Genomic DNA, 8,919 nt, shown 5'->3' with positions numbered 1-8,919 from the left:
TTCTCAAACTCGCCCAGGCGGGACTGGTCAAGCCGCTCGCGAGCCGGGGGATCGTCGGGCAGGTCTCGGGCGAAGCAATCATCTACGACGCCCAAACTGCCAAGGGAGGCAGCGGCGGGCCGGTCCTAAACTTGAAAGGCGAAGTCATCGCTGTCAATCGCGCGATGCTGCTGGAGTTCGGTGGATCGAACATCGGGGTGCCGGCCAGACACGCCCTCGATCTGCTCGAGAAGCTGAAGATCAATCCGGCGGAAGCGCCGCCAGCGCTCGCGCGTCAAAGGTGACCCCTCTGATAGAGCATTGAGAAGCCGGGTGCCGCCTCCACATTCATCAGGCGTCGTCCGCATCGCTACGTGAGCACGAGTGCGACAGGCAGACAATTGCCTCGACGCTCATGCAAAGTGAGGTGATCATGTCCCCGGACAAACTGATTGCGAAGGGCATCGGCGGATGCGTCGTTGCGCTGGGCAACTCTTCTTACCAGCTCACGGATGGCGAGCAAACAAGCGCCGTCGTCGTGCCGGTAACGCTGGTACGCGCGGAACCGTGCCTGCGTCGGTTTGCCGAGTCATCGTCGATCTCATGCGCGGCTGCCAAGGCCCGCGGCTACAGAATCATCCGTAGCTATGACGACGCGGTCGCCCATGGGCTCGCGTAGCCATTGCGTCGTGGCACAACGTGTCCAGACCAAACTTGGGAGCGAACACGCCGCGAGCGATGTACCCACCCCCCCATCAGCGTGGTTTGCACGTCGAGAGTCTCGATGTGTCGACTCAGACGGCCCCAGGGGCGGCTCAAGGCCTCGAGTGAGGTCGCGGCCAAGGCAGGGCTCGATGCCGAGGAGATCAACAAGGCGCAGGCGGGGCGCAGTGYACCYACACCCCAACTGGAGYCTCATGGYYAACCCAATCRTTCCCTGGATYGGCGGCAARCGACGCCTGGCCGATCTGCTGATCCCGCGCTTTCCGGCGCACAAGTGCTACGTCGAGGTCTTCGCKGGCGGCGCCGCGCTGTACTTCCTTCGCCCGCCGGCGGACGTGGARGTCATCAACGACATCAACGGCGAGCTGGTGAACCTGTACCGCGTGGTGAAACAYCACCTCGAGGAGTTCGTGCGCCAGTTCAAATGGGCGCTGTCGAGCCGCGAGGTCTTCAAGTGGATCCAGGACACGCCCGCGGAGACGCTGACCGACGTGCAGCGCGCCGCGCGCTTCTACTACCTGCAGCACCAATGCTTCGGCGGCAAGGTGCAGGGGCAGACCTGGGGCACGGCGACGACCGCGCCGCCGGTGAACCTGCTGCGCATCGAGGAGCAGTTGAGCGCCGCGCATCTGCGCCTGGCCGGCACCTTCGTCGAGCGGCTGCACTGGAAGACCTGCATCGAGCGCTACGACCGGCCGCATACGTTCTTCTACCTGGACCCGCCGTACTGGGAGACCGAGGGCTACGGCGTGCCGTTTCCGTTCGAGGAATACGAGGCGATCGCCCGGGCCTTCCGAACCCTGAAGGGCAAGGCGATGATGAGCATCAACGACCACCCGGACATCCGGCGCTGCTTCGAGGGCATGCACATGGAGTCGCTGGACATCGCCTACACAGTGGGCGGCGGCGGCAAGGCGGTCGACCGGCGCGAGCTAGTCATCTGGTCCTGGGATCCGCAGCAAGACCCGGCCGGGCTGTTCTGATCCACCAGGCCAAAGGGCGTGCAATGCGCCCTTGAGGACTGTATGAACGTACAGTATATTTCTGCCATGGATCACCCGTCTTTCCTGCCAAGCACCTGGCTGCATCGCGTCTCGGCGCGGCTGCAGGCGCAGTGGCCGACGGTCGATCCGCAGCGGCTGGACGACGTGGCGCTCGACCTCTGGCGGGACGAGCGGCTACGCGCCATGCCTCCCGAAGAAGCGGCCGTCGCCTGGCTGCGCCCCGTGCTGCCCGAATGAAATGCTGGTCGACGTGGTGGAGATGTACAAGCGAGGTCAGCGCCTCGAGCGGGGGAGCCTTAAGTTCGTTGAGCCTCACCGAGGCCTGCTGAACCTCACTCCGGATCGGCCTGGTCGAGATCCGCGGGATCGCAATCCGCCGCTGTTGGCCGGCCTGCGTCGTCCTGGGGCCCTCAGTTGGGTCTTGCCGCCGCTGGATCGGGCGCGGGTGGTCCGCATCAATCCGCACGGCATGCTGATCAAGGGGCGGCAGGAGCTTCAGTCGATCAGGTCGAGCCGCAACTCCGAGTGGTTCGACCAGGCGTGGTGGGTGAGGGTGGTTGCACCGGCTGCGCGCGCCGCGGCGCTAGAGTTCGAGGATGTGCAACCTGTACACCTCGCCAACTGAGCAGGAAGTTTGGGACTACTGGGACGTGAGCGGACCGATGCCTCCATTGCGATTCTTCGAAGGCCACCACGTGGGGCCGAAGAAGCAGGGCCAGTTCCTGCGCGCGGACCACGCGACCGGCGGCCTCATCTACGCCGTCGGGCGTTGGCAGCTCGTGCCAACGAACTGGCCGGACATCGACACCTACCCGTACTCGACGAACAACGCACGCTGGGAAGACAAGGTGCGGGTCAGCCGCACGTTCAAGCCGGTGTGGCTGGCGGGRCAGCGCTGCGTGATTCCAATCCGGAACTTCTACGAGCCCTGCTATGAAACAGGCTCGCACGTGAGCTGGCGGTTCGAGAGCGCCGACGGCAGGCCGCTTGGCATGGCCGGGCTATGGAACAGCTGGATCGACAAGACCACCGGCCAGGTCTTCGACACGTACACGATGATCACCATCAACGCGGACGATCACCCGATCATGAAGCGCATGCACAAGCCTGACGCCGACGATCCGGAGAAGCGCATGGTTGCGGTGCTGGAGCCGCAGGACCAGCAGGCCTGGCTGTTCGGGGCGCCGTCCGAGGCTGAGCAGGTGATTCGGCAGTGGCCCGCGGAGAAGATCAAGGCGACACCGATGCCGAAGGTCGAGCGGCCTGCGAGACCGAAGGCGCCACCTGCGGTTGCGCCTGATCAGCAAGGAGACTTGTTCTAGGCGTCGTTGTTCCCACGGGGAGAGCGGGGCACCATGTCGACTGCCTAGTGGAGCAACCGATCCGCGGGAGGCAGGAAGAACTCGACCAGGGATGAGGCGTTGGCGGGTCGCTCCGACCCGAAGATGGTGTCTATGACGCAATCAGCAACGCCGAACCACAGCTGTGCGGCGTCGAACTCTGCATTGGAGGGCAACTGCTCAGGAGGAAAACCGGCGTGGTCCCAGCTTTCCAGCTTGTGCGCAGATCGGGCCGCGAATGTGGGCGTCACCTCGGCCGCTTCGAACATCGCGTGAACAGCGGCATGCGCCCGCTCGATCTGCTCGGGCGATGCGCCCGCCACACTGATCACGAGGTTCTCGCGGGGAAGGGCTGGCGCCGCGCCGCTGCCGTCAGTCATCGGCGGCAGCTTCATGCCCATCAAGTGCTCGGCGGCTTGCTGAGCGGTGCGCACATTCTGGACGGGGTCGGCGGCTGCGGTCTCCCACAGATCCCACGCCTCCATCAGGCTGAGCCTGGGCTCGAGCTCGAACGCACGCTCCCAGAAGGCAAGGCGCCATTGGCGATCGACGGTGCCTGCGTCGGCCTGCGTCCGGAAATATCGCTCGGCCCAGGCCTCCGGCGTGCCCGTATCGGCGGCGGCGAACGAATCCTGTGCGACGGTCTGCAGCTGTTCGATCGTGGCATTGGGGTCCAGCTTGCTTAGCTTGGTGAACACACGGTCGACCCAGGCGGCTTTGTTCAGGGCAGTCGACATGATCTCTCCAGTACTACGGGGGCGGTGCGCGGTTCGGGCGAACTCTACGACGGGACGAGGCTGCTGACGAGAGGGCATGTCAGGGCGCTGCAGATGGGGGTTCGAGCGTAGGCTGCTCACGTTCAACGCATTTCAGGAGACCACAGCATGGGGCAGCTCGACGAAGCAGGCGACGTCACCAAGTACCTTCACGGAGAGATCATGGCAATGAAGGCGCTGATCGCAGCAATGGTCCAGGTCTCCGTTCCGAAACCGCTGTTCGAACAGGCGGCACTCAAGGAGCTGAAGCTGCTGCGCGATGCGTTCGAACCCAATCCGAAGGCGGCTATCCAACTGCGCGCGGTTGAGATGACCGAGAGGTGGCTGCTGGACTTCACCCGCGACAGCGTCCAAACACGCAAAGGTGGAAGTAGCGGCTGAGGCCTGAATACTTGGTATGACGTACCGTCTCATTGACGACTCAAAACTGTTCGGGCGATCTTCTGCAGGTTAAGGTGAATTATTCCCTGAAGAGTAGGGTGGTGGCACCGCGCCGATAAGAGCATTGAGGGTGCCAATATCTCTCGTCGCGTCTGATGGCAGGCTTCTGCCGTCGTCTGGTTCCTGGGTAACCGAGGTGGGGGTCAATTGCCCGTGTAGGAACGATATCCTCTGGTTGTGCGATATTTGATTGTCGGCATTGATCCGGTCGACTAATTTAACGGCTTGAGCTTTGGAGTTTGGTATTGGAACCGCCCCCGGTCCGACTAATCCGCTAGGCTCCGGAAGTGGATGATGAAGAACCAGCGCATCTAGCATCTGTGCGACTGCTCGTACGCCCTCTGGCGTGGTGAGTAGACGACTGTCTGTGGACAAATTTGCGCCATCGGATCGCACCAGTTTCGTCGGATGAGCTTGGGCTAGGTCTGTATCTCTGTGCGACTGCCGCCAGCACCAAACAATCGAGGCGCAAAGCAAGGTYGCAATCACAACAAACGGCCATCCACTTGCCTTGTCCATAGCGAGCAGCGAACCTCCGACAAGAAGGGCAAAGATCGCCGTCACTGTCAAGCCGACGAGAACAACTTGACTTCGGACGGGATGAACTGCAAATGATGCAGATGCTTTAAAGTGGTTGCTTGGGTCCGTCATTCTCTGCGCCCCTAGTCAGAGATGGTTTCGGAGCCATCAGGGTTCTTGGTTGGTAGAAAGTATGCAGGAAAGAATTGCAAGGTCCAGTGGTAGCGCCCGAGAAACAGCTTTATTATCTTCGATAAACCATTTGAGTATTCAATCCGAGTGGATGCATCAATAACACACTGCACTAACTCAAAGTTGTCTGAGTTGACCTGGAGTACGCAGTTGTCAAAGCGACACTCGATGAACTTGTAGCCATCAAGCTTTATGACCTTGCCGTTGTAGTACAGGCCTCGTGCTTCAGGCCTTTTCCATAGTGATGCTAACCCGAGTGACTGTGTGTCCCTCGGCCCATTATTTGCGCCAAGTGTCGCAAGTGCGCTCGCAAGTGCGCCAATCTTGGTCTCGTCCGTACTCAATCTAATCACTCCTTGGGAATATGGGTGAAATTGGAACGCTGTTTTGGATCACTCGCGGTGCGACCAAGAAGATGGTGCCGATATTGCCATCAAATCAGGCCCAGATTGCAACTTGCGACGCGCTGCGTCCTCAATATTTAGTACAACAACCTGCGCTCACTGCGATTGCACGGAAAATTGGCCTCCGGATGCGCCGCTCGGTGGCTCGGGCATCGAGCGGCTCAGGCTGGATACTGACGTGCAGACTGGCACGGCTGTCGGGAGGGCTTGTGCGTCTGCGCCGTTGGCGCCGAACTTCCGTAGGTACAAGGGCCCCTAGCAAATGAAACTAGGAAGAGGATGACGAAGAGGCGGAGGATGACGAGGAGGCGGAAGAGGACGTAGAAGCAGAGGACGGCGTAGAGGGGGTCATTGGTTGATATTTGGCCGAAATCGCAAGCGGGTTGATGTCGATGATCCTATCGGAATCGCTGCCGCTAGTGCTTGCTCCAGATTCGAAATGTGATGCATCATCAAGTGCATCGGACCGAAAATGCTCGGAAGACATGCGTGGATTAATATGTACATACTCGCCATCGGAGGCAAAAATCATATGGCCTCTTCCGTCAATATGAAACTCTACCTGACCGGGGGCGTAGTCATGCTTCGAAAGTGTTTCGTCGGTAAAGTCGTTGTGGCGAATGATTGCTTTCGAGTCTTGGGTGAGTGGGCCATTGTCAATTGTGTTTGCAATCAGCAAGCAGAATTGCGCCATCTTTCCAACGGTCCAAGGTTTTTGGTTCGTTCTTGTTTGATCCAATTCACCCTTGCATGCGGTGATATATTTCTTTAAGCTGTTTTCTGCAACCCGGCCGGCGGCGTTAATCTTTACATAGCCGGCGAATGCCTGAATCAGTGCTTCGGCTACCGGCTCATGGCAAGTGTATTGAGTCGGGATATATTGCGTATCCCCTGCTAAGAGGTTCTCCCACGTCTCTCTGGCTTTCTCTACGTTCAGGTTGCTGCGAAAGTAGAACTTGAAAGTGGCGTGTTTCGGCAGCGCTCCGGATTGCAGCATTACCTTGTCGGATTTGACGTCGAAATATCGCCGCTCGTCCGGAAAATTGCTGACCTTGTAGGTCTTCATATCGCGCGCTTGGCGCTCCGCATTCGCCACTCCCACTTTTGGGACACGCACTGTCTTTGCGTTGGGTCCATATGAGGGCGGCGTTGCTCGGCCCTCATGTGAGGGCCACCACGAAAAGTATTCGGATGATCCTTTGTCCTCGATCTTCATCGCCGAGTGCCCTTGCGGGAGGCGCTTGGACTGCTTCCAGATGTAGACGACGATCATCGGCATGATGTCCCCCTGAGCGGATGTTCGGCATTCTAGAGGGGGGGGCCGATCTTCGGAAGGGGGTCTCATTCCCGCGTGGTAGCAGGAATGTGCTTCGGCCATCGTGTATGGCATGCGGCAGTCCGTTTGGTGGCGAACGCGCAAGCTGTCGAATTCTTGGTGTTTGGTGGCTTGCAAATCCGTTGAGGCAAGTGTGTTGTCGAAGGAGCTCCCGGAAGCCGCGCAGTCCGAATCGATCGACCGCTTCAGGACTAGTGCAAACGTCTGGACGCGGCAGCTGCTCGGCTCCTCTCGACCCTGAGTCGACATCGACCTGCCGAGATTGCCGCCGCAAGGCTCACGCTCAACGTGTAGTCAAGCGGCCGGAGCAGCCGCCACCMAACGCCGAGGTTAGCCACGCGCCCTGCTGTAGACCGACAGGTCGCCGCGCACGCCGAGACTCTTCATGAARGCYGGCGGGTCGAAGCCCTCGCTTRCATAGTGCGCATGCATGGTCGCCTTGGCCCGTGCCATCGCTTCTGCGCTGGCCCATTCGACGATGGTGACGACGTTGAACTCACCCGGCCCCTCGGTCTGTGTCAGCACGAGGTTCTGCCGGCAGCCTGGCTGCCTGGCAAGYAGGCCATCGACGTTGTGCACGCGCGCGAGGAAGGCGCTCAGCGAGGCGGACGGAACCGYGAACTTGTCGACGCGGAACAGCGAGGTGGACATRCGTTGAACCTTTCAATGAAGCTGGTGAGCGGACTCTAGAACCTCAACTAAAGTCGAGGTCAAGAGGTGCACATGAATCATCCTTTGGAAGCAGCCGGAATCGCGCTCAGCCTGAGCGTGGGCGAGGTGGCGCGGCGCAGCGGCGTGGCGGTGTCGACGCTGCATTTCTACGAGGCGAAGGGGCTCATYGCCAGCCGGCGCAGTGCCGGCAACCAGCGCCGGTACGCRCGCGACGTGTTGCGCCGCGTCGCCTTCATCCGCGTGGYGCAGCGCGTGGGCATCCAGCTGGCGGACATTGCCGCGGCGCTCKACACCTTGCCCGCGAGCCGCACGCCGAACCGAGAGGACTGGGCGCGGCTGTCCAGCACCTGGCGCGTAGAGCTCGATGAGCGCATCGCGCAGCTGAAGAAGTTGCGCGACACGCTTGACGACTGCATCGGCTGCGGCTGCCTTTCGATCGATCGCTGCCGGCTGCGCAACCCGTTCGACAAGCTGGCCGCGCAGGGGCCGGGCGCTCAGCGCCTGCTCGTCAAGCCCGCCAGGGAGTGATCCGCCAGCGTGTCGCACAGCACGTCATCGAGCGGTGTGGAGCAGCTGACTGAGGGTGATGTYGGTATGACCGCAAGTGGGCCGATTGTTGCCAGCGGATGTCGGGGACGCCCGCWGGCTATCGTTGGACCYRGGCATGGWGCAACGCAYTGGCATGGGAAAGGCGCTGCTGTGTGCGAGYGCTGGAGCGGCTTGGAGGGCCMAAATWTTTCCCGCGATTGAGCTGCGCGACTGCGCCAACGCTCGCTTCTCTCCCAAGATTGTGATTCCTGTCGTCGTGGGTTCGAGTCCCATCAGCCACCCCACCGAATTTCATAGGAGCCGCGAGGCTCCTATTTCATTTCCGGGGAAGAATCCCGTTTCAGCCCCTGGCGTCCGACGGATCGGACCGCCCGCCGTCGGTGCTGCTCAGCCAGTCTTCGAAGGCACTGACCTCGCGGTCGGCCTGGTCAGTCTCGATCCACTTCGAGTAGATCCGCAAAACATTTCAACGCTGTGCCCCAGCTGGGCGAATGCCCAGGCGTTTCAGAGTCGGCGTCCAGTAGGGTCAGTCGCGCCCGCTACGTGCCTGCAGCGAAGGACTGAACCGGCACGAAGCGATCGTTCGTCGGCCTCGAAAGGCTACGCCCCTGGACAGTCACCTTGGGGTGGATGAGGTGCATGATGCCTGCTCGTCAGCGCCAGTGAAACACACCTCAATGAGGGAGCCCGACCAGCCGCTGCGGGGCTTCTTGGTGCGTACTGCAGTCGGTTGCATGGCAAGGGGCGCAGTGGTTTGCCATTTCATTCGGCGCAGAGCAGCGTTTTTGGTAGCGATCTTCCAACTCATTGAATTCATTGGGCTGTGGCAGATTGCAAATCCGTTGAGGCAAGTGTGTTGTCGAGGGCGCTCCCGGAAGCCGGGCAGCCCGAATCGATCGACCGCTTCAGGACTAGTGCAGACATCTGGACGCGGCCGGAGCAGCCGCCACCCAACGCCGAGGTTAGCCACGCGCCCTGCTGTAG

General features: G+C 60.9%; 10 protein-coding genes and 1 pseudogene. 8 read left to right on the top strand and 3 right to left on the bottom strand.

Going from position 1 to position 8,919, the window contains the following annotated elements; translation table 11 throughout:
* The 6 genes and pseudogenes from AC1D01_RS11920 to AC1D01_RS11895 all read left to right on the top strand — a co-directional run.
* Nucleotides 1-284: pseudogene (locus tag AC1D01_RS11920) on the top strand (hypothetical protein); the annotation flags it as partial.
* A gap of 110 nt (nt 285-394) precedes the next feature.
* Nucleotides 395-658 (top strand): hypothetical protein, encoded by a 264-nt coding sequence (locus AC1D01_RS11915; protein ID WP_477866386.1) that lies wholly within the window; start codon nt 395-397, stop codon nt 656-658.
* 238 nt (nt 659-896) lie between these two features.
* Nucleotides 897-1,685, top strand: a complete 789-nt coding sequence (locus AC1D01_RS11910) for a DNA adenine methylase (RefSeq protein WP_477866384.1) — start codon at nt 897-899, stop codon at nt 1,683-1,685.
* A gap of 66 nt (nt 1,686-1,751) precedes the next feature.
* A complete protein-coding gene (locus AC1D01_RS11905) occupies nt 1,752-1,943 on the top strand; it encodes a hypothetical protein (protein WP_477866382.1) in 192 nt (63 codons plus the stop codon).
* 1 nt (nt 1,944) lies between these two features.
* Nucleotides 1,945-2,331: a hypothetical protein gene (locus AC1D01_RS11900; protein WP_477866380.1), complete on the top strand. Its 387-nt coding sequence runs from the start codon at nt 1,945-1,947 to the stop codon at nt 2,329-2,331.
* Nucleotides 2,303-3,028, top strand: coding sequence for an SOS response-associated peptidase (locus AC1D01_RS11895; RefSeq protein ID WP_477866378.1), 726 nt, complete (start codon nt 2,303-2,305; stop codon nt 3,026-3,028). Before AC1D01_RS11900 ends, AC1D01_RS11895 begins: the two co-directional genes overlap by 29 nt.
* 44 nt (nt 3,029-3,072) lie before the next feature.
* On the opposite strand, the gene AC1D01_RS11890 is transcribed toward AC1D01_RS11895, so the two are convergent.
* Nucleotides 3,073-3,783 (bottom strand): hypothetical protein, encoded by a 711-nt coding sequence (locus AC1D01_RS11890; protein ID WP_477866376.1) that lies wholly within the window; start codon nt 3,781-3,783, stop codon nt 3,073-3,075.
* 147 nt (nt 3,784-3,930) lie between these two features.
* On the opposite strand from AC1D01_RS11890, the gene AC1D01_RS11885 reads away from it, so the two are divergent.
* Nucleotides 3,931-4,203 (top strand): hypothetical protein, encoded by a 273-nt coding sequence (locus tag AC1D01_RS11885; RefSeq protein ID WP_477866374.1) that lies wholly within the window; start codon nt 3,931-3,933, stop codon nt 4,201-4,203.
* Between the two features lie 1,443 nt (nt 4,204-5,646).
* Here the strand turns inward: AC1D01_RS11885 and AC1D01_RS11880 are convergent.
* Together AC1D01_RS11880 and AC1D01_RS11875 are read right to left on the bottom strand one after the other, a co-directional pair.
* A complete protein-coding gene (locus AC1D01_RS11880) occupies nt 5,647-6,657 on the bottom strand; it encodes a hypothetical protein (protein ID WP_477866372.1) in 1,011 nt (336 codons plus the stop codon).
* 387 nt (nt 6,658-7,044) lie between these two features.
* A complete protein-coding gene (locus tag AC1D01_RS11875; RefSeq protein ID WP_477866370.1) occupies nt 7,045-7,365 on the bottom strand; it encodes an antibiotic biosynthesis monooxygenase family protein in 321 nt (106 codons plus the stop codon).
* A 72-nt stretch (nt 7,366-7,437) separates the two neighbouring features.
* Here AC1D01_RS11875 and soxR point away from each other — a divergent pair, with 72 nt between their 5' ends.
* Entirely contained in the window at nt 7,438-7,914 is a 477-nt protein-coding gene (soxR, locus tag AC1D01_RS11870; protein WP_477866368.1) for a redox-sensitive transcriptional activator SoxR, read from the top strand.
* Nucleotides 7,915-8,919 lie beyond the last annotated feature (1,005 nt).

The sequence above is a fragment of the Rhizobacter sp. P3_B12 genome (assembly GCF_056402895.1).
Note: the sequence above shows the minus strand (reverse complement) of the source record. Positions and strands in the feature narration are given on the sequence as shown.

What these genes read in the sequence shown, in the direction of transcription:
- AC1D01_RS11890 (WP_477866376.1), bottom strand. Translation starts at nt 3,783, where the DNA reads ATGTCGACTGCCCTGAACAAAGCCGCCTGGGTCGACCGTGTGTTCACC.
- AC1D01_RS11900 (WP_477866380.1), top strand. Translation starts at nt 1,945, where the DNA reads ATGCTGGTCGACGTGGTGGAGATGTACAAGCGAGGTCAGCGCCTCGAG.
- AC1D01_RS11885 (WP_477866374.1), top strand. Translation starts at nt 3,931, where the DNA reads ATGGGGCAGCTCGACGAAGCAGGCGACGTCACCAAGTACCTTCACGGA.
- AC1D01_RS11905 (WP_477866382.1), top strand. Translation starts at nt 1,752, where the DNA reads ATGGATCACCCGTCTTTCCTGCCAAGCACCTGGCTGCATCGCGTCTCG.
- AC1D01_RS11880 (WP_477866372.1), bottom strand. Translation starts at nt 6,657, where the DNA reads ATGCCGATGATCGTCGTCTACATCTGGAAGCAGTCCAAGCGCCTCCCG.
- AC1D01_RS11915 (WP_477866386.1), top strand. Translation starts at nt 395, where the DNA reads ATGCAAAGTGAGGTGATCATGTCCCCGGACAAACTGATTGCGAAGGGC.